Origin of the sequence: Microbacterium sp. TS-1 (assembly GCF_000509385.1) — a bacterium.
Taxonomy (GTDB): Bacteria; Actinomycetota; Actinomycetes; order Actinomycetales; family Microbacteriaceae; genus Microbacterium; species Microbacterium arborescens.
Genome location: NZ_BASQ01000002.1, coordinates 140,884 through 158,883 on the forward strand (window position 1 = coordinate 140,884; position 18,000 = coordinate 158,883).

At 69.5% G+C, this 18,000-nt stretch carries 21 protein-coding genes and 1 tRNA gene; 12 read left to right on the forward strand and 10 right to left on the reverse strand.

What is annotated here, in order from left to right:
* Entirely contained in the window at positions 1-954 is a 954-nt protein-coding gene (locus MTS1_RS13285) for a DMT family transporter (protein ID WP_023954827.1), read from the reverse strand.
* A gap of 194 nt (positions 955-1,148) precedes the next feature.
* On the opposite strand from MTS1_RS13285, the gene MTS1_RS13290 reads away from it, so the two are divergent.
* From MTS1_RS13290 to MTS1_RS13315, 6 genes are all read left to right on the forward strand, one after another.
* Positions 1,149-1,511 (forward strand): hypothetical protein, encoded by a 363-nt coding sequence (locus MTS1_RS13290; RefSeq protein WP_023954829.1) that lies wholly within the window; start codon positions 1,149-1,151, stop codon positions 1,509-1,511.
* 22 nt (positions 1,512-1,533) lie between these two features.
* On the forward strand, positions 1,534-1,809 hold the full coding sequence (locus MTS1_RS13295) for a hypothetical protein (protein ID WP_023954831.1): 276 nt from the start codon (positions 1,534-1,536) through the stop codon (positions 1,807-1,809).
* A gap of 106 nt (positions 1,810-1,915) precedes the next feature.
* Complete coding sequence (locus MTS1_RS13300; protein WP_023954833.1) at positions 1,916-2,233, forward strand: hypothetical protein; 318 nt, start codon at positions 1,916-1,918, stop codon at positions 2,231-2,233.
* 64 nt (positions 2,234-2,297) lie between these two features.
* The gene (locus tag MTS1_RS13305) at positions 2,298-2,657 is read left to right on the forward strand and encodes a hypothetical protein (protein ID WP_023954835.1); all 360 of its coding nucleotides are present in this window, start codon (positions 2,298-2,300) and stop codon (positions 2,655-2,657) included.
* Between the two features lie 155 nt (positions 2,658-2,812).
* Positions 2,813-3,172 (forward strand): hypothetical protein, encoded by a 360-nt coding sequence (locus MTS1_RS13310; protein ID WP_023954837.1) that lies wholly within the window; start codon positions 2,813-2,815, stop codon positions 3,170-3,172.
* Positions 3,173-3,328: 156 nt separating this feature from the next.
* The gene (locus MTS1_RS13315) at positions 3,329-3,673 is read left to right on the forward strand and encodes a hypothetical protein (RefSeq protein ID WP_023954838.1); all 345 of its coding nucleotides are present in this window, start codon (positions 3,329-3,331) and stop codon (positions 3,671-3,673) included.
* 4 nt (positions 3,674-3,677) lie between these two features.
* Here MTS1_RS13315 and MTS1_RS13320 read toward each other — a convergent pair whose 3' ends face one another.
* Complete coding sequence (locus MTS1_RS13320) at positions 3,678-4,007, reverse strand: hypothetical protein (RefSeq protein ID WP_023954840.1); 330 nt, start codon at positions 4,005-4,007, stop codon at positions 3,678-3,680.
* Between the two features lie 198 nt (positions 4,008-4,205).
* Between MTS1_RS13320 and MTS1_RS13325 the strand changes: the two genes are divergently transcribed.
* Positions 4,206-4,553: a hypothetical protein gene (locus tag MTS1_RS13325; RefSeq protein WP_036305866.1), complete on the forward strand. Its 348-nt coding sequence runs from the start codon at positions 4,206-4,208 to the stop codon at positions 4,551-4,553.
* Here the strand turns inward: MTS1_RS13325 and MTS1_RS13330 are convergent.
* Both MTS1_RS13330 and MTS1_RS13335 read right to left on the reverse strand, forming a co-directional pair.
* A tRNA-Thr gene (locus MTS1_RS13330) sits at positions 4,553-4,625 on the reverse strand. The two genes, MTS1_RS13325 and MTS1_RS13330, sit on opposite strands and share 1 nt — an antisense overlap.
* Before the next feature lie 65 nt (positions 4,626-4,690).
* Positions 4,691-5,677, reverse strand: a complete 987-nt coding sequence (locus MTS1_RS13335) for a thioredoxin domain-containing protein (protein WP_036305868.1) — start codon at positions 5,675-5,677, stop codon at positions 4,691-4,693.
* A 245-nt stretch (positions 5,678-5,922) separates the two neighbouring features.
* Here MTS1_RS13335 and MTS1_RS13340 point away from each other — a divergent pair, with 245 nt between their 5' ends.
* Both MTS1_RS13340 and MTS1_RS13345 read left to right on the forward strand, forming a co-directional pair.
* Complete coding sequence (locus MTS1_RS13340) at positions 5,923-7,026, forward strand: ABC transporter ATP-binding protein (RefSeq protein WP_023954846.1); 1,104 nt, start codon at positions 5,923-5,925, stop codon at positions 7,024-7,026.
* An 85-nt stretch (positions 7,027-7,111) separates the two neighbouring features.
* The gene (locus MTS1_RS13345; RefSeq protein ID WP_023954849.1) at positions 7,112-8,416 is read left to right on the forward strand and encodes a DUF4032 domain-containing protein; all 1,305 of its coding nucleotides are present in this window, start codon (positions 7,112-7,114) and stop codon (positions 8,414-8,416) included.
* A gap of 21 nt (positions 8,417-8,437) precedes the next feature.
* Here the strand turns inward: MTS1_RS13345 and MTS1_RS13350 are convergent, their stop codons facing one another.
* From MTS1_RS13350 to cysS, 4 genes are all read right to left on the reverse strand, one after another.
* Positions 8,438-9,076, reverse strand: a complete 639-nt coding sequence (locus MTS1_RS13350) for an NAD(P)-dependent oxidoreductase (RefSeq protein ID WP_023954851.1) — start codon at positions 9,074-9,076, stop codon at positions 8,438-8,440.
* A gap of 55 nt (positions 9,077-9,131) precedes the next feature.
* Positions 9,132-11,600 carry a glycogen/starch/alpha-glucan phosphorylase gene (locus MTS1_RS13355; RefSeq protein ID WP_036306047.1) on the reverse strand — a complete coding sequence of 823 codons (2,469 nt, stop codon included), beginning with the start codon at positions 11,598-11,600 and terminating at the stop codon, positions 9,132-9,134.
* 144 nt (positions 11,601-11,744) lie between these two features.
* Positions 11,745-12,734 (reverse strand): 23S rRNA (guanosine(2251)-2'-O)-methyltransferase RlmB, encoded by a 990-nt coding sequence (gene rlmB / locus MTS1_RS13360; RefSeq protein ID WP_023954855.1) that lies wholly within the window; start codon positions 12,732-12,734, stop codon positions 11,745-11,747.
* Complete coding sequence (cysS, locus tag MTS1_RS13365; RefSeq protein ID WP_023954857.1) at positions 12,727-14,130, reverse strand: cysteine--tRNA ligase; 1,404 nt, start codon at positions 14,128-14,130, stop codon at positions 12,727-12,729. The genes rlmB and cysS overlap by 8 nt, the downstream gene beginning before the upstream one ends.
* 72 nt (positions 14,131-14,202) lie before the next feature.
* Between cysS and MTS1_RS13370 the strand changes: the two genes are divergently transcribed.
* Entirely contained in the window at positions 14,203-15,132 is a 930-nt protein-coding gene (locus MTS1_RS13370) for a DMT family transporter (protein ID WP_023954859.1), read from the forward strand.
* 1 nt (position 15,133) lies between these two features.
* A complete protein-coding gene (locus MTS1_RS13375) occupies positions 15,134-15,616 on the forward strand; it encodes a GNAT family N-acetyltransferase (RefSeq protein ID WP_023954861.1) in 483 nt (160 codons plus the stop codon).
* Between the two features lie 3 nt (positions 15,617-15,619).
* Here MTS1_RS13375 and ispD read toward each other — a convergent pair whose 3' ends face one another.
* Entirely contained in the window at positions 15,620-16,801 is a 1,182-nt protein-coding gene (gene ispD / locus MTS1_RS13380; RefSeq protein ID WP_023954863.1) for a 2-C-methyl-D-erythritol 4-phosphate cytidylyltransferase, read from the reverse strand.
* A 22-nt stretch (positions 16,802-16,823) separates the two neighbouring features.
* The gene (locus tag MTS1_RS13385) at positions 16,824-17,306 is read right to left on the reverse strand and encodes a CarD family transcriptional regulator (RefSeq protein ID WP_023954865.1); all 483 of its coding nucleotides are present in this window, start codon (positions 17,304-17,306) and stop codon (positions 16,824-16,826) included.
* Positions 17,307-17,461: 155 nt separating this feature from the next.
* Here MTS1_RS13385 and MTS1_RS13390 point away from each other — a divergent pair, with 155 nt between their 5' ends.
* Positions 17,462-17,995 carry a hypothetical protein gene (locus MTS1_RS13390; RefSeq protein WP_023954867.1) on the forward strand — a complete coding sequence of 178 codons (534 nt, stop codon included), beginning with the start codon at positions 17,462-17,464 and terminating at the stop codon, positions 17,993-17,995.
* Positions 17,996-18,000: the final 5 nt, after the last annotated feature.

Sequence of the window (18,000 nt, forward strand, 5' to 3'; positions counted from 1 at the left end):
TCAGCGGACGCGGCGCCGCCAGGGAACGACGGCGATGATGACGCCGACGAAGGCGACCGCGGCGGCCGTGGTCGCAGCCAGCAGCGACGGTCCGGACGGGGGCGGCGCGATCGCGTCGAGGACGATCGAGGCGGCGAGCAGTCCGACGACGGATCCGAGGCCGAGGAGCAGCACCCCGGTGCGCTTGACCAACGCCGCCGAGATCACGATGTAGACCACGCCCGTCGCACCGCCGAGGTACATCCAGGGCTCGGCCTGCAGCGCCCCCGGCATCCCGTTGACCGTCACACTCACCGCCGCTGCGATGCCGAGCGCGATCGATCCTCCCGCGAAGTTCACCACCGTCGTCGACAGCGGGCTGCCGAGCTCCTGCCGGAGCCGGCCGTTGGTGGCCTGCTGCCAGGCGATGCCGGCTCCCGCGACGAGCGGCAGCGCCAGCATCCACCAGGCGACGGGCTCGCCGCGCTGGCCGAGAGCGCACAGCACGACGCCGACGATCGCCAGCAGACCGCCCGCCAGCCGGGGAACGGTCACGGCGACGACGCCGGCCGGTCCATACCCGACGCGGTCGAGCACCAGGCCACCTGCCGTCTGCCCCGCCACGAGCCCGACCGTGAAGAGCGCGACCCCGATCGTGGCGACGGTGAGCCCCTGGGTGGCGACCGTCACAGCGCCCGCGAGCCCGCCCAGCAGCATCCAGACGGGAATGCTGCGCCCCGCGCCCGCGACGAGCCGTCGGAGTCCTTGCCGGCCGGTGGGCGCGAGCAGGGTGACCACGAGGATCAGCACCAGACCGCTTCCGAACGAGATGAACGCCGCGACGAACCCATCACCGATCGCCGCGCCGAGCGCACCGTTGATACGAGCTTGAACGGCGGTGAGGACGCCGACCAACACTGTTGCGGCGATCGCCGCACCAAGCGGCAGCGCCGGGGGTCGATTCTGATCGGTCACTCGGTCAATAGTGCATCAGGAGGCACCGCGCCACGAACCGTGCGGGCTGCACGCGCCCCCTCTTGACGCTGGTGGGACGAACCGAGACCGTGGATGAGGAGAACGGGGAACGATTCGCGGGCGCGGTCCACACGCCGCATATCCCCCCTCAGTGCGGCGGCCGACTCGCGAATCGTTCCTCTTCGGGAGCCATCATGGGGCGATTCATCTACGGCAACGGCAACACGAAGGTCGAGATCGAGGACCGTGCTCTCGCGCACCTGCAACAGGTCATCGGGTCGAAGCTCCGTCGCAACGAGCGCTTCTTCTTCACCTGGCGCGACGACGTGAGCATCGGCGACGGGCGCCGGTCCGTCTGGATCCATCAGAACGCCGACCTGGTGTTCAAGTACCACGGGCATCGCCCGCCGCAGCTGAACCGGGACTGGCTCGAGGCCCTCACCACCGTCGCCAACTCCGGCGGCGGCCTCTACCTCACCCCGGAACCCCCTCCGCGCAGCCGCGTCGGCCACGACGCGGCGCTGCACGACCGGGCCGATGCGATCGGCCGCGGCTGACGCGCAGCCTAGGCTGGTTCCCATGTACGTGGGCACCATTCGTCGCGTCGAGAACACCACCGTCGAACTCGCAGGTCACTCGCTCGAGGAGATCCGGGATCAGGCACAGGCTGCCGCCCCGGAGGGCTTCGACCTCGTGTCCGCGCCGGTGCAGATGATCAAGGGCAGCAGCGAGCTCAAGGCGACCGCGACCTATCAGCGCCGCGACGGCTTGCGCGACATCGAGGCCGACGACCGGGAGGCGTTGTTCGCCAAGGTGCCCGAGGGCTGGCAGCTCGTCAACATCCGCAAGCACTGACGTCGCCGGTCCGGCCGGCTCCGCTTGGTCGCGTCGCGGAGAGCCAGACCACGTCGGGATGTCGTCGGGCCATGTCAGTCTCTGGCCGGGAGAGGAGACCCGGCCCGTGGGCACGAACAAGCGTTACGCCGATGCAATCGATCGACGGGTCGACGAACGCACCGAAAGCGTCCTCATGCGCATCCCGCCGTGCACGATCCCGATGCAGGCCTACGGGCCACGCCCGCTCGAGTGGCCGGCGGACCGGCCTGCGGTGTGGGCGTGGGTGTCGTGGCCGCACAAGCCCGCCGAACGGGTCGCAGCCATCGCGCACGGGTGGAACGATCGCGTCGTGGTCGTGCACTGGATGAGCCCGGCCGGCGAGCTCAACACCGTCGTCTGGCGCAACGCTGTGACGCGCCGCGGCGAGCGCGCGCACGGATAGCCCGCCGCTGACGAGTTGGCAACCCCGTCCCGCACCATCGCCCGCCGTGGCATCGTGCGTCACGATGCGTTACGTCAAGTACGGGGGCGAGACCTTCATCACCAGCGATGCCGTCGCTCGCGCGCTGCTCGCGCTGACGGCGAGCGTGGCCGCCACATCGGGAAGTGAAGTCGTCACGGTCCTCGCGATCGAGCCGGGGTCGGAGGAGCCCGCGCAGGTCGATCTCGTCATCGGGACGGGCATCCACATTCTGTCCTGGCCCGCGGCCATCGACATCCCGGAGCCGGATTTCGAGGATGCCGTCGGCTGGCTGCAGTTGCATCCCGACTACCCCCGCCGCGCGCCTGAGCCCGGCCCGACAGCCGAGACCGACGACCTCACGTCGTGGAACGACGATTTCGGCGGAGCGATCGACATCATCTGAGATCTCGCGGCGTGAGCCGTTACGCGCAGTGCCCTTGACGACCGCTCGTGCGACGAGGACCGTTATGAGCAAGCAAGCGTGGAAAAACGCGATGGCCTCCTCGCTCCCTCCCCTCATCGGAGCGGCCGTCGCCCTGTGCACGTGTGGAGGACAGCATGGGCCGCTTCATCTACGGAAACGGAAACGCCAAGGTCGAGATCGAGGATCGCACGCTCGCTCACCTGCAGCAGGTCGTCGGGGCGAAGCTCCGGCGGAGCGAGTCGTTCTTCTTCACCTGGAAGGACGACCCGAGCGTGGGCGGCGGGCGGCGTGCTGTGTGGATCCACCCGGGTGCCGACCTCGAGTTCAAGTTCCACGGCGGCCGCGAGCCCCAGCTCAGCCGGGAATGGCTCACCGCGCTCACGACCGTCGCGAGCTCCCCCACCGGACTGTACGTGGTACCGGAGCCGGCGCCGCGGGCGGCACCCTTGCACAGCGGCGGTGTCGAGCTCTACGGGGAGCGTATCGGCGGATGATCGACCGCCGGCCGGCGGTACAACGATCCCGTTTCGGTATCGGCGAGCGCCCTCGCGCACGCTGACCACGGAGGAGTCGGGAACGGTCGTCGGTCCAGGCGATAATGAGCGCCGGCGACACGACAGGCGTCTTGCCGGGTGCCATTGGAGGAGCGCATGCCGTTTCGCACGAAAGAGACGTTGGAGGCCTGGCTGGCTGAGTTCGCCGAACTCGGATACCCGATCAGCGAGCGGCTGCGGGTGATGCCGCAGGACGGCACCGACGGCTATGACACGGGCCTCATCGGCCTCGACCTGGTCAATGCCGGCACCGTGACCTACCTGCAGCCCGAGCCCGTCGGTTCGACCCGCTGGGCGATCACGTTCGAAGCCCGCGAGCAGGACGTGAAGCTCGACGCCGGCCGTGCCTTCGAGCTGTCGGCGGAGCTGGCGATGGTGTCCGCCCTCTGCTCGTTCCTGCAGTCCAAGTCCGCCGACTTCATCGCGAGCCGGGCGACCTGACGGGTCAGTCGCCGGTCGGCTCAGGAACCAGCCGCAACCCCGCCGCGCTGTTGGCCGCCTCATTGAGGAGCACGAGCCACCGCCGGTTGAGCGTCCCCGTCGGCGCTTCGGCGAAGCTGAAATACAGCGACGAGGCGCGGGAGATCCAGACGCTCCCGTACTGACCTTCCTGCCCCTCCGCGGCATCGTCGCCGTGCGTGTCGGGCTCGCTGCCCCACGTGAAGACGAAGCTCTCGTCGCGACGGAGCTTGGTGACGATCACCGCACGCAGATGCTGCAGCGCCCAGTCATCGACGTTGACGGCCGGTGCGACACCGTAGATCAGATGTCCCATGCTTCTCCCTCTCGAGCAGGGTCCGGTCTCACCCCGGACCAGGGGCCTCTGGCGCTTGAGCGTCGCGAGCGGCTGATCCACAAGGTACCTCCACCGCCGCCCGTCGGGAGACTGCGCCGAGGAGGCGAAGGATGCGCCGCGTGCGCCCGATCACGCAAGCCGCCTTGCGTGCTTTCTCCTACCGGGGACAATTGGCGGGTGCGTCGAATCCACTATGGAACAGGCGTCGTCCTCACCACGGACGACGTCGCCGACGTGTTGCTGCGCCTCAGCGTCGCCCTCGCGAACCTGTCGCACACCGAGCGGGTGACGATTCCCGTCGCCAGTGGCGACTCCTCGAACACCAGCGTCGACCTGATCCTCGGTCCCGGCATCGCGGTGATGTCCGAGCCCGCCCCCTGGTACGGCGACGAACCGGACTTCTCGACCGGTGCCACCCTGCTCCGGATGCACCCGCACTACCCCTATCGGCGTCCCGCCGATCGTCCACAGCCGATGACTCCGATCGAGGTGGACAACTGGGACCCCGATCTCGAGGGCTACTGAGCCGACTACGGGACTCGAACCCGTAACCCCCGTATTACAAGTACGGTGCGCTACCAATTGCGCCAAGTCGGCAGGACGTCCAGTCTATCGACGGACGCGGGCAGCGCAGAAACGCCTGCTGCCCCGACGGCGCCCCGTCAGGACGCGGGCGCCTCGGTGGGCGTCGGGGTCGGGGTCGGGGTGGGAGCGGACTTGTAGTACGCGTCGCTCGCGGTCGTCAGCACGAACTGCGAGAACTCGGCCGGATCGCTCAGGTCGCCGATGTACTGCTTGCCGTTGACGAGCACCATCGGGGTCCCGGTGAGCGACAGGCCGTTCGTGTCGGGGATGCCGGCGACGGCGCGCTCGGTCGCCGACTTCGCCCAGGCGGCGTAGGAGCCCGACTCGATGCAGTCGCGGACGACGCGGGTCGAGTCGACGCCGGAGGCCTGCGCCATGTTCGCGAGCTCGGTGTCGGAGTAGCCGTCGGTGTCGACCTCGGGCTGACGCGTGAGCAGCTCGTTGTTGAACGCGAAGAAGGCGTCGGGCGCGTTCGTGGCAACGCACGCTGCCGCACTGGCCGCGCGGAGCGAGTACTTCGTTCCATTCGACTTCGCCGTCAGCATCGCCACCGGGTAGTAGCTGAGAGTGACGGCACCGTCGTCGACCCAGGAGGTGAGCTGCTGGGCGTTGGCGACCTGCCACTCGCGAGCACCGGCGGAGAGGTAGTCGACGTAGACCCGGATCTCGACGGGCGGGGCCGTGGAGGACGTCGGAGCAGGAAGGACCTCGGCGGGCGTCGCAGCCGCGGCATCCGGGGCGGACTCCGCCGGCGCGGACGCATCGGTCTCGGCGGCGATGTCGGTCGATACCGAGGTGTTGACCACATCGGCGACGACGAATCCGTCACCCGAGGCGGTCGCGGGCTCGAGCTGCGGCTGGCTTCCGGCGCTCGAGACGGTCATGGTGACGGCCACGGCTGCGGCGGCCACGACTCCGACAGCGAGCACTCCGAGACCCGAGCGGCGTGCGATGCGCGCACGCGACTGCCGGGTGTGAACCTGGAGCGCCTTCTCACGCACCGCCTCGCGACGGTCGGTGACTGCCGGCGTTTCAGGTGCGTCAGGAGTGTCGTCAGAAGACATGGAACCTCGGGGAACAGAAGAAGGATGAGGGCCGAGCGGTGGCACTCGCGACGGGCTTCACGAGTCACTCGATGGTAATCAGCCAGCCTGGGAAAGCCCAGAGCACCGGCCCGATCTCGATGTCTCTCGCACGCCCGCGCACGTGCCATACTGAGAGCGCGCCCGATGAGGGGCGTACGGGGGCGACCCCGTTCCATTCACAACGGATCGTCCGGCACGTACCTGCCGGTGAAGGAGAAGAAACGATGGCGACTGTCACTTTCGACAACGCAACCCGTCTGTACCCCGGTGGCACGCGCCCCGCGGTCGACAAGCTCAACCTCGAAGTGGGCGACGGCGAGTTCCTCGTCCTGGTCGGCCCCTCGGGTTGCGGAAAGTCCACCTCGCTGCGCATGCTCGCCGGCCTCGAAGAGGTCAACTCGGGCAGCATCCGCATCGGTGAGCGCGACGTCACCGACGTTCCCCCGAAGGACCGCGACATCGCGATGGTCTTCCAGAACTACGCGCTGTACCCGCACATGACGGTCGCTGAGAACATGGGCTTCGCGCTCAAGATCGCCGGCGTCGGCAAGGAAGAGCGCGCCCAGCGCGTGCTCGAGGCGGCCAAGCTTCTCGACCTCGAGGAGTACCTGACCCGCAAGCCGAAGGCTCTCTCGGGTGGTCAGCGTCAGCGTGTCGCGATGGGCCGCGCCATCGTCCGCAAGCCCCAGGTGTTCCTCATGGACGAGCCGCTGTCGAACCTCGACGCCAAGCTCCGCGTCCAGACCCGTACGCAGATCGCTTCGCTGCAGCGCAGCCTCGGCGTCACCACGGTGTACGTCACCCACGACCAGACCGAGGCCCTCACCATGGGCGACCGCATCGCGGTCCTCAAGGACGGCATCCTGCAGCAGGTCGGCACCCCGCGCGACCTGTACGAGAAGCCGAACAACGTCTTCGTCGCCGGCTTCATCGGCTCGCCCGCCATGAACCTGTTCACCGCCTCGCTCGCCGAGGGCGGCGTGCAGTTCGGCACCAAGGTCGCCCCGGTCGAGGCCGACACGCTCGGCAAGGCGCACGGCTCGACCGTCACCATCGGCATCCGCCCCGAGGACATCATCGTCAACCCCGAGGACGGCCAGGGCCTGACCGTCGACGTCGACCTGGTCGAGGAGCTCGGTGCTGACGGCTACCTCTACGGCCACACCGACATCAACGGCAAGCGCACCGACATCGTCGCGCGCGTCGACGGCCGCCGTCACCCGAACGCGGGCGACAAGGTCGTCCTGGCTCCCGTCCCCGGACACGTCCACGTGTTCGACGGCGAGACCGGCGAGCGCCTGACCGACAAGGCCATCGCCTCGGCCTGATCCGGTATCTTCGTACGCTGCGGCGCGGGTGGCCTCTGGTCGCCCGCGCCGCAGTCTTTGCGCCTCACATCCGATCGGAGAATCCGTGACCGCCTCGCTCTCGATCACTGCCAGCAGCGTCGACCCGGGCCTGCTCGCCCTTCCCTGGTCGACGACCCTCGCCGACTGGTCGACGCCCGACATCGTCTACCTGCCCAAGGGCATCTCGCGCCACCTCGTGCGCTTCGCGAACCTGTCCGGACGGGTCGTGGCGATCAAGGAGACGACGGCGGCGATGGCCCGGCGCGAGTACGAGATGCTCGGCTCGCTGCAGCGCCTCGACGTGCCCTGCGTCGAGCGGGTGGCGGTCATCGACGGGCGTCGCGACGCGGACGGCGAGGAACTGCCCGCGGCCCTCGTGACGGCACACCTGAAGTTCTCCCTCCCCTACCGCGCCCTGTTCACCCAGGTGCTGCGCCCCGACACGGCGACCCGTCTCGTGGACGCCCTCGCGGTGCTGCTCGTGCGCCTGCACAACGTCGGCTTCTTCTGGGGCGACGTCTCGCTGTCGAACACGCTCTTCCGCCGCGACGCCGGCGCCTTCGCCGCGTACCTCGTCGACGCCGAGACGGGCGAACTGCACGAGCGCGGCCTCACGCGCGGTCAGCGGATGCACGATCTCGACATCGCACGCACGAACATCGCCGGCGAGATCATGGACCTCGAGGCCGGCGGCCGTCTCGAGGGCGGCGTGGACGCCATCGCGATCGCCGACGGCATCATGTCGTCGTACCACTCGCTGTGGGCGGCCCTCACCGACCAGGAGACGTTCTCGGCGAACGAGTCATGGCGCATCACCGAGCGCGTCCAGAAGCTCAACTCGCTCGGGTTCGACATCGGCGAGATGTCGATCGACGCCGCCGCCGACGGCACGCGCGTATCGATCCAGCCGAAGGTCGTCGACGCCGGCCACCACCAGCGTCGACTGCTCCGACTGACGGGACTGGACGTCGAGGAGAACCAGGCCCGCCGTCTGCTCAACGACCTCGACGAGTTCAGCGCGCGCGTCTCACGCCTCGGGTCGAACGAGGAGATGGTCGCGCACGAGTGGCTCACCCGAGTGTTCGAGCCCGTCGTGCTCTCGGTGCCGTGGGACCTGCGCGCGAAGCTCGAGCCGGCCGAGCTGTTCCACCAGGTGCTCGAGCACCGCTGGTACCTCTCGCAGACGGAGGGGCGGTCGGTGCCCCTGGCCGAGGTGCTGTCGTCGTATGTCGAGAACGTGCTCCGTCACCGGCGCGACGAGGCGACCGTGATGGGTCCGCCGACCGAGACGATGTCGGTTCCGATCGTCACCGACTCCGTCCCGGTCGACGACGACGAGGCTGAGGTCGACTGGCGCGACCTCGTCTGACGAACGAGGCCGCGCCGCCGGTCAGTAGCCGACGGTAAAACGCTCGCGGACGTGCTTCGGGTTCTCGATCTCGTCGACGACCGCGATGGCGAAGTCGGCACCGGAGATGAACGAGTCGCCGTTCTCGTCGGTGACGAGCACATCGCCGCCGTCGCGGTAGCGTCCCGTGCGCTCGCCCGGGTTGAACGACCCGAAGCCGCCCGCCGGGTGGATGAAGAACCAGTCGCGACCGCTTTCGTCGGCCTGCAGATCTTCGAGGATGCCGATGGCCTCGAGCGCCTCGTCCTTGAACTCCTCGGGGAAGCCACTGTCGATCAGGCGCGGACCGCCCGGGGCGACGAGGCTGCCGCCCGCACCGCCGACGACGCCGACGCGCACGTTCTCGGGAAGGCTTTCGACCAGCAACGCGGTGTTCGGGCGGACCTGCCCCTGCATGTCGCCGCGCGGGGCGACAGCCGAGACGACGACGTCCACGCCGTCGAGCTGGCCGACGAGGGCGGGCACGTCCAGCAGGGTGCCCTCGAGGTACGTCGCGCCCTCGATGCGCTCGGCGGGAACCTTGCGGGCGACGGAGACGACGGTGTGGCCGCGCGAGACGGCCTCCTCGACGATGTGGCTGCCGGCGTAGCCGGTTCCTCCGATGACGGCGATGCGTGCCATGACTTCTTCCTCCGTTGGGTGTCGTGCGCGGGCCCCGGCCCGCGGGTGTGGCCGATCAGCGAGCGGGCTGCGTGTTCCAGATGCGGTCGATGTAGTCGCGGATCGACCGATCCGACGAGAAGAAGCCTGTTCGGGCAACGTTCAGGATGGCCGAGCGGGTCCAGGCATCGCGGTCGGCGTACGCGGCATCCACCCGCTCCTGGGCTGCGATGTACGACGTGTAATCGGCCAGCACCATGAAGCGGTCGTCGTACATCAGGTTCGACACGACGGGCTCGAAGGTCGAGCGGTCGCCGTCCGAGAACGCACCGGATCCGATGAGATCCAGCGCCCGGCGCAGTTCGTCGTCAGCCTGGGCGAACTCTCCCGGACGGTAGCCCGCGGCCCAGAGCTCCTCGACCTCGGGCTCGCTCATGCCGAACAGGAAGAAGTTGTCGTCACCGACGAGCTCGCGGATCTCCACGTTTGCGCCGTCATCGGTGCCGATAGTGAGCGCGCCGTTCAGGGCGAACTTCATGTTGCCCGTGCCCGAAGCCTCCTTGCCTGCGAGCGAGATCTGCTCGGACAGGTCGGCGGCAGGGATGACCCGCTCCGCGAGCGTGACGTTGTAGTTCGGCGGGAAGACGACCTTGAGGCGCCCCTCGAGGCGCGGGTCGTTGTTCACGACAGATCCGACGGCGTTGATGAGGTGGATGACCCGCTTGGCCATCGCGTAGCCGGGAGCTGCCTTGGCACCGAAGATGAAAGTGCGCGGCTGCAGGTCGGACGCCGCCACCCGGCCCGACACGACCCGCTCGTAGAGCGTGACGATGTGGAGCAGCTTGAGCGTCTGACGCTTGTACTCGTGCAGTCGCTTGACCATGACGTCGAGCAGGTGGTCGTCGGCGATCTCGAAGCCGTCGCGCTTCATCAGCACGTCGTTCAGGCGCCGCTTGTTCGCGGCCTTGACGCTGGCGAAGGCCGCGCGGAAATCGGGATCCTCGGCGTACGACTCGAGTTCACGCAGCCGCTCGAGGTCGGTGAGCCAGCCGGTGCCGAGCGCGGCGGTGATGAGCTCGGACAGGTCGGGGTTCGCCAGACGCATGAACCGTCGCGGGGTCACGCCGTTCGTGACGTTCGTGAACTTCTCGGGCATCATCTCGTCGAACTGGTGCAGCACCTTCTCGCGCAGCAGCTGCGAGTGGAGCTCGGCGACGCCGTTGACCTTCGACCCGGCGACCGTCGCGAGGTAGGCCATGCGCACGGCCCGCTGCTCGGAGACGATGGACATGTCGCGCAGGCGCTGCTCGTCGTCGCCGAACCGCTCGCGCACGCGGAGCAGGAACTCGTCGTTGATGCGGTAGATGATCTCGAGGTGCCGCGGCAGCAGGCGACCGAGCAGATCGACCGACCAGACCTCGAGCGCCTCGGGCAGCAGGGTGTGACACGTGTAGGCGAAGCACTTCTGGGTGATGGCCCAGGCGGCATCCCAGTCGAGCTTCCGCTCGTCGACGAGCACGCGCATCATCTCGGGAACGGCGATGACGGGGTGGGTGTCGTTGAGCTGGAAGATCACGCGCTCGGGAAGATCCTCGAGATCGAAGTCTTCGGGCAGCACCTTCGTCATGTAGTCGGCGATGGATGCCGCGACGAAGAAGTACTGCTGCTGAAGGCGCAGCTCCTTGCCCTGCGGCGTGGAGTCCTCGGGGTAGAGCACCTTGGAGATGTTCTCCGCGAACGTCTGCGCGCGCACCGCCTCGACGTAGTCGCCGCTGTTGAAGGTGCGCAGGTCGAAGGCCTTCGTGGCTTCGGCGCTCCACAGACGGAGGGTGTTCACCCGCCCGTTCTGGTAGCCGGGCACCATGTAGTTGTAGGGCACGGCGCGCACGCTCCAGGCCGGCACCCACCGGCTGCGGATGACGCCGTCGTCGTCGTAGGTCTCGGTGTGGCCGGCGAACGAGACGGTCTGCGCCGATTCCGGGTGACGGAACTCCCACGGCGAACCGAGCGCGAGCCAGGCATCCGGCTTCTCGATCTGCTCACCGCCCCGGAAGACCTGGCGAAAAATGCCGTACTCGTATCGGATGCCGTACCCGATGCTCGGAACACTGAGGGTGGCGAGCGAGTCGACGAAGCATGCAGCGAGGCGGCCGAGGCCGCCGTTGCCGAGGCCCGGCTCGACCTCGTGAGCGCGCATCGTGTCGATGTCGATGCCGCATGCGGCCAGCGCCTCGGTCGCGATCTCGGTCAACCCCGAGGCGAGCAGGTTGTTGTCGAGCTGACGCCCGAGAAGATACTCCGCCGACAGGTAGCAGACGGCCTTGCGCTGGTCCTCGCGCTGACGCCGCTGGTCCTCGAGCCACCGCGCGACGAGATAGTCGCGCACGGTGGCGGCGAGTGCCATGTACGTGTCGGTCTCGGTCGCCGACGACAACGCGACACCGCGTTCCATGTTGAGGTTCAGCAGGAACTCGCGCACGAAACCGTCCACCGTCGCCGGAGGCGACGCCACCGGCGCAAGCGCCAGCGGGTGGGTCGCAGCGATCGTGCGGGAGCCGGAGGTCTTGTCGTTCTCGCTCACGGTTCGAAACTACCCGTTCGATCGGAATCGCGCCGGGTCGTCAGGCGTCGACCGAGTGGAATTTACAGGAAGGTCATCGCCCGGTCACAGCCCGACGACGCCCGCCGATCATTCCTGCGCGGCGCGGATCGTGGCGACCTGGTAGAGCGCGACGGATGCCGCGATACCGGCGTTGAGCGACTCGGTCGCCGACGAGATCGGGATCGAGACGACCTGGTCGCACGTCTCGGTCACCAGACGCGAGAGCCCCTTGCCCTCCGACCCGACGACGATGACGACCGGGCGGTCGGCGAGCTGCAGCGACGGCAGCTCGATGTCGCCGCCGCCATCGAGGCCGAGCACGAAGACGCCCTGCTTCTTGAACTCCTTGAGCGTGGTCGTCAGGTTCGGCGCGATGACGACCGGGATGCGCGCGGCCGCGCCGGCGCTGGTCTTCCACGCGGCCGAGTTGACGCCCGCCGAGCGGCGCTGGGGAACAATGACGCCCTGGCTGCCGAAGGCGGCGGCCGAGCGCATGATCGCGCCGAGGTTACGCGGGTCGGTGACACCGTCGAGCGCCACGAAGAGCGGGGTCTCCCCCGAGTCGATGACCTCTTCGAGCAGGTCCTGCGGGTGGCCGTACTCGTAGGGCGGCACCTTGATCGCGACGCCCTGGTGCACGCCGTCGAACCCAGCCATGCGGTCGAGCTCCTGGCGCGTGACCTCGAGCACCGGGATGCCGCGGTTCGTGGCGATCGACAGCATCTCCTTGACACGGTCGTCCATCTCGACGCGCTGGGCGATGTAGAAGGCCGTGGCGGGGATCTTGGCGCGCAGCGCCTCGAGCACGCTGTTGCGGCCGGTGACCGTCTCGGTGTCGTCGCCCGACTTCGACTTCGGCGCCCGGTTCGCGCTGCCCTGGCGCTGCTGCGGCTTGCCACCGGCGGCGATGTAACGCTCCTGGGCGGCCTTCCGCTTGCCCGCGGGGTGCCAGGCGCGATCCTCGGCCTTCGGGGTCGGACCGCGCCCCTCGAGCGAGCGGCGGTTCTTGCCGCCGGTGCCCTTGGTGGGGCCCTTCTTCTTGCCGCGTCCGGCGGACGGGTTTCCTGGCTTAGCCACGGTTCACACTCCAATGGGTCCCCTCGGGACCGTCTTCGAGGACGATGCCGGCCGCCGCGATCGCGTCGCGGATACGGTCGGCTGTCGTCCAGTCCTTGGTCGCGCGCGCTTCGGCGCGCTGGTCGATCATGGTGCGCACGAGCGCGTCGAGAGCGACGGTCTCGGCGTCGTCGCCGCGCGGCTCATCGGCGGCATCGAGCCCCAGCACGGCGAGCATCGCCGACACGGCTCCCACCGCGGCGGAGACCGCGCCGTGGTCGCCCTCGTCGAGCGCGGTGTTGCCCGCCCGGACGGTCTCGTGCAGCACGGCGAGCGCCTGCGGGACGGCCAGGTCGTCGTCCATCGCGGATGCGAAGGCGACGGGCACGTCCTCATCCCGACCGGCCGATCCGCCGGGCAGCACGCGAGCGGCGCGCTGCAGGAACGAACGGATGCGGCCGAGCGCGGCCTCGGCCTCGTCGAAGCTCGCCGGCGTCAGGTCGAGGCTCGACCGGTAGTGGGCAGCGCCGAGCGCATACCGGACGACACGGGGGTCACGCTCGCGCAGCACGTCGTCGGCGAGCAGGAAATTGCCGAGCGACTTCGACATCTTCTGGTCGCCGACGGTGACGAGGCCGTTGTGCACCCAGTAGCGCGCGAAGGGGTCACCCGCCGCCGTCGACTGGGCGAGCTCGTTCTCGTGGTGCGGGAAGCGCAGGTCGAGTCCGCCGCCGTGGATGTCGAACTCGCCGCCGAGGTAGCGCCGGCTCATCGCCGAGCACTCGATGTGCCACCCGGGACGGCCGTGCCCCCAGGGGGAGCTCCAAGCGGCATCCGACGGCTCCTCCGGCTTGGCCCCCTTCCACAGGGCGAAGTCGCGCGGATCGCGCTTGCCCCGGGGGCCGGCATCGGCCGCGGCTTCCATCGCGTCGAGCGACTGGCGGGTCAACGAGCCGTACTCGGGCCACGACCGCACATCGAAGTACACGTCTCCCGAGCCGTCGGGGGCCGCGTAGGCGTGGCCACGCTCGATGAGGGTCTCGATGAGCTCGATCATCTGCGGAACGGATGCCGTGGCGCGCGGCTCATAGGTCGGCGCCAGCACACCCACGGCCGCGTAGGCACGGGTGAACTCGAGCTCGATCCGGTACGCGAGCGCCCACCACGGCTCGGCATCCGTCGCGTTGGCGAGGATCTTGTCGTCGATGTCGGTGACGTTGCGGACGAACGTCACCCGTCCGTGCCGGTACTCGAGCCAGCGGCGGAGGATGTCGAAGCCGACCGCCGCGCGGACATGACCGATGTGCGGACCGGACTGCACCGTCGGACCGCAGACGTAGACCGTGACGTTCGACGGGTCGCGCGGCGCGAAATCGCGCAGCGCCTGCGCGCGGGTGTCGTAGAGGCGAACGGTCACTGCACCAGCCTACCGGCGGGGCGCCGCGCCGCCGTGGCATGAGCGTGCCCCGAGACGCGGTAGAACTGGAGGGTGCTGCCCGTGATCGCCGTCCTCGTCGCAGCGGTGCTGTTCGGCACGACCGGCACCGCGCAGGCGCTCGGCCCCGACGACACGACGCCGCTCGGTGTCGGAGCGGCCCGCCTCATCGTCGGGGGCACGGCGCTCGCGGCCGTCGGCCTGTCGATCGGTGCCCGCCGACAGCGCGCTCGCATCGCGCGCGACGGCATCCGCCCGGTCGGAGGTCCGCGCGCTGTCGCCCTCATGGCGCTGACCGGACTGTGCCTCGCGCTCTATCAGCCGCTGTTCTTCCTCGGCACGGCGCGCAACGGTGTCGCCGTGGGGACGGTCATCGCGCTCGGATCCGCCCCGGTGCTCGCGGGACTGCTGGAGTGGGCCCTCACACGGCGGCGGCCGACGTCGTCGTGGATGACCGCGACGGCGCTGGCCACGGCCGGAGTCGCCCTGCTCGCAGTCGCGGGCGGCGGCTCGGCAGGGGCCGACGGTCTCGGCGTCCTGGGGTCGCTGGGGGCGGGTGCCTCGTTCGCGATCATCGCCAATGCGCAGCGGCGGCTGATCTCCGGCGGATGGGACGCTTTCACCGTCTCGGGTGCGATGGGCGCCGGCGCAGCCGTGTGCGGCGCCGCGATGCTGCCGTTGACCGACATGCGGTGGCTCACCGAGCCGCGCGGCTGGGTCATGGCGCTCTGGCTGGGCGTGGCGACGGTCGCGCTGGCGTACGCGCTGTTCACGTGGGGGCTCGGCGGCTTGAGCGCGGCGACCGCAGCCACCCTCACCCTCGCCGAGCCGCTGACAGCGAGCCTGCTCGGCGTCATCCTGCTGGGTGAGCGCCTCGCTCCGCTGGCGCTCGTGGGCCTCGCCGTGCTCGCCGCCGGCCTCGTGCTGCTGGCCGTCACCTCGCGCTCCCGCCGCAACCCCGCCCCGACACCCGTGGAGGCCTGACATGGCGGGATCCGTCACGATCGTCCGAGACGACCTCACCGGCGCCGCGACCCGCGGTCTGCTCGCCGCCCACCTCGCGGGCATGCTCGCCAACACGCCGGTCGAGAGCGTGCACGCCCTCGACCTGACCGCGCTGCAGCATCCGTCCGTCCGGGTGTACTCGGCCTGGGTCGGAGACGAGATCGCCGCTGTCGGCGCGTACAGGGCTTTCGACGGCGACCGCGCGGAGATCAAGTCCATGCGCGTCGCCGACGGGTTCCTCGGGCGCGGCTTGGGGCGCGCGATGCTGCAGCACCTCGAGCGGGAGGCCCGGGATGCCGGCATCCGCTCGCTCTGGCTCGAGACCGGCTCCGGCCCCGACTTCGTCGCCGCGCGGAGTCTGTACGAGAGCGCCGGCTTCTCGTACTGCCCGCCGTTCGGCGACTACTCCCCCGACCCGCTGTCGGTGTTCATGACGCGCGACCTCGAGGCAGCGCCCCGCTGAGCCTCAGGGGATGCGGTAGACGAGGGCGACCGCGGTAGCGGAGACCCCTTCGCCGGCGCCGGTGAACCCGAGCCCGTCGGTCGTCGTGGCCGCGACGGAGACCGGCGCGCCGAGCGCCTGCGTCAGCAGCGCCTCGGCCTCGGCGCGGCGCGGCGCGAACCGCGGCCGGTTGGCCTGCACCTGCACCGAGACGTTTCCGATCGCGTAGCCGGCCTCGGCCACGAGCTCGCGCACGCGCCGCAGGAAGACGATGCCCGCGGCCCCCGCGTACTCGGGACGGTCGACCCCGAAATGGGTGCCGATGTCACCCAGGCCGGCGGCCGCGAGCACCGCGTCGACGATGGCGTGAGCGACCGCGTCGCCGTCCGAGTGGCCGCGAAGCCCGGGTTCGCCGGGCCATTCCAGTCCCGCCAGGCGCAGCGCCCCCTCGCCGCCGAACGCGTGGACGTCGGTGCCGATGCCGACCAGCGGGATCACGGATGCCGACGCCGCAGTGGGCCGCAGCAGGTGACGCGCCCGGTCGAGGTCGGCGGGCGTGGTGATCTTGAACGACAGGTCATCGCCCGCGACGGTGTGCACGGGGTGACCGGCGGCCGCGAACAGCGCGGTGTCGTCGGTGAACTCCTCGGCCGCCGTGGCGTACGCGGATTCGAGGAGTGCCCGAGGAAAGCCCTGAGGCGTCTGCGCTGCGGCCAGCGGAGCGCGATCGACAGCCTCGTCGACCGCAGCACCGGTCACGCGTTTGAGCGTGTCGACGACGGGGCGCACCGGCACGACTCCGGCGCCCGAGCGATCCACCTCGGCGATCACCCGTTCGAACACGTCCGGCGGGGTCAGCGCACGGGCGGCGTCGTGGACGAGGACGGTCTCGACGTCGGCCCACAGGGCCGCGAGTCCCGCGGCGACCGACTGCTGCCGCGTCTGGCCCCCGACGACGACCGAGACGAGGTCGGAGCGATCGCCGAATGCCGCCTCAGCCTCGGTGCGGGCGTCGCCCTCGCGTCCGGCGGGCGCCACGATCACGACCTGAGCGGTCGGTGCCGCGGCGACGCCGTCGAGGGCGTGCCTCAGGATCGAGAGCTCGTCGATCCCGACGAACGCCTTCGGAGCCCCGGCCGAGAGCCGTGTTCCGGAACCGGCCGCGACGACGATGACCGCGACGCGCGGAACGGGGATGATGCCCACGGCAGCGGATGCCGAGACGGACTCAGGAGGCGAGGACCTCGTCGAGGACGCCCGAAGCGTGGTCCTCGTCGGCCTTGAGCGCCAGCGCGATCTCGGACACGAGGATCTGGCGCGCCTTCGCGAGCATGCGCTTCTCGCCAGCGGACAGGCCGCGGTCCTGATCGCGACGCCACAGGTCGCGCACGACTTCGCTCACCTTGATGACGTCGCCCGAGGCGAGCTTCTCGAGGTTGGCCTTGTACCGACGCGACCAGTTGGTCGGCTCTTCGGTGAAAGGGGCACGCAGGACGTCGAACACGCGCTCGAGTCCGTCCTTGCCGATGACGTCGCGAACGCCGACCAGGTCGACGTTGTCAGCCGGGACCTCGATGATGAGGTCTCCCTGGGTGACGTTGAGCTTCAGGTATTTCTTCGTCTCGCCCTTGATGATCCGGTCCTTGACCTCGATGATCGTGGCTGCCCCGTGGTGGGGGTAGACGACGGTTTCGCCAACCTCAAAAAGCATGGAGTTATATCCCTTCGGCAACATCCAGGATAACACAGGGGGCATACAGTAAGGTTTGCCGCCGCTTATACCCCGCGGCATCCGAGGGGTGTCGGCACGTCGGCCCCGTCACCCTTAGACTTCTGAAGACGCCCGTCTGCCTGCCTGGAGGATCCGTGAAACTGCGAATCGTCGCTTCGATTGCCGTGGGCGCCGCCCTGACCCTGGGGGCCACCGGCTGCAGCATGATCTCGCCGCAGGCGACGACCATCGACTTCTCCGCCTCGGACGGCGTGAACATCCCGCCCTCCGGCCCGCTCGACGTCCGCAACGCGATGGTCATCGCCGACGAATCCGGCACCGCGGGCAACTTCCTCGCCGCCATCGTCAACCCCACCGACGAGGACCACACGCTCATCTTCGGCTTCGGCGAGACCACGACCACGCTGAAGGTGCCGGCGCGCGACAGCATCAGCCTGGGCGTCGACGGCAACAAGCCGATCCTGCTCGAGGACATCGACACCATGCCCGGTGGGACCCTGCCGATGTCGTTCCAGTCGGGAGACGCCGAGGGCGTGCGCATCGACGTGCCCGTCCTCGACGGCACGCTCCCCTACTACACGGAGTACGTGCCGCTCGAGGCGACGACCCCGTCGGCGACCCCCACTCCGTCCGCCACCCCCACCCCGTCGGCGACTCCGACCCCGTGACGGCC

Bases quoted from the DNA above. Each gene is read 5' to 3' on its own strand.
- MTS1_RS13305 (WP_023954835.1), top strand. From the start codon at position 2,298: ATGCGTTACGTCAAGTACGGGGGCGAGACCTTCATCACCAGCGATGCC.
- MTS1_RS13320 (WP_023954840.1), bottom strand. From the start codon at position 4,007: ATGGGACATCTGATCTACGGTGTCGCACCGGCCGTCAACGTCGATGAC.
- MTS1_RS13310 (WP_023954837.1), top strand. From the start codon at position 2,813: ATGGGCCGCTTCATCTACGGAAACGGAAACGCCAAGGTCGAGATCGAG.
- MTS1_RS13335 (WP_036305868.1), bottom strand. From the start codon at position 5,677: ATGTCTTCTGACGACACTCCTGACGCACCTGAAACGCCGGCAGTCACC.
- MTS1_RS13340 (WP_023954846.1), top strand. From the start codon at position 5,923: ATGGCGACTGTCACTTTCGACAACGCAACCCGTCTGTACCCCGGTGGC.
- MTS1_RS13350 (WP_023954851.1), bottom strand. From the start codon at position 9,076: ATGGCACGCATCGCCGTCATCGGAGGAACCGGCTACGCCGGCAGCCAC.
- MTS1_RS13315 (WP_023954838.1), top strand. From the start codon at position 3,329: ATGCCGTTTCGCACGAAAGAGACGTTGGAGGCCTGGCTGGCTGAGTTC.
- MTS1_RS13385 (WP_023954865.1), bottom strand. From the start codon at position 17,306: ATGCTTTTTGAGGTTGGCGAAACCGTCGTCTACCCCCACCACGGGGCA.
- MTS1_RS13295 (WP_023954831.1), top strand. From the start codon at position 1,534: ATGTACGTGGGCACCATTCGTCGCGTCGAGAACACCACCGTCGAACTC.
- MTS1_RS13375 (WP_023954861.1), top strand. From the start codon at position 15,134: ATGGCGGGATCCGTCACGATCGTCCGAGACGACCTCACCGGCGCCGCG.
- MTS1_RS13290 (WP_023954829.1), top strand. From the start codon at position 1,149: ATGGGGCGATTCATCTACGGCAACGGCAACACGAAGGTCGAGATCGAG.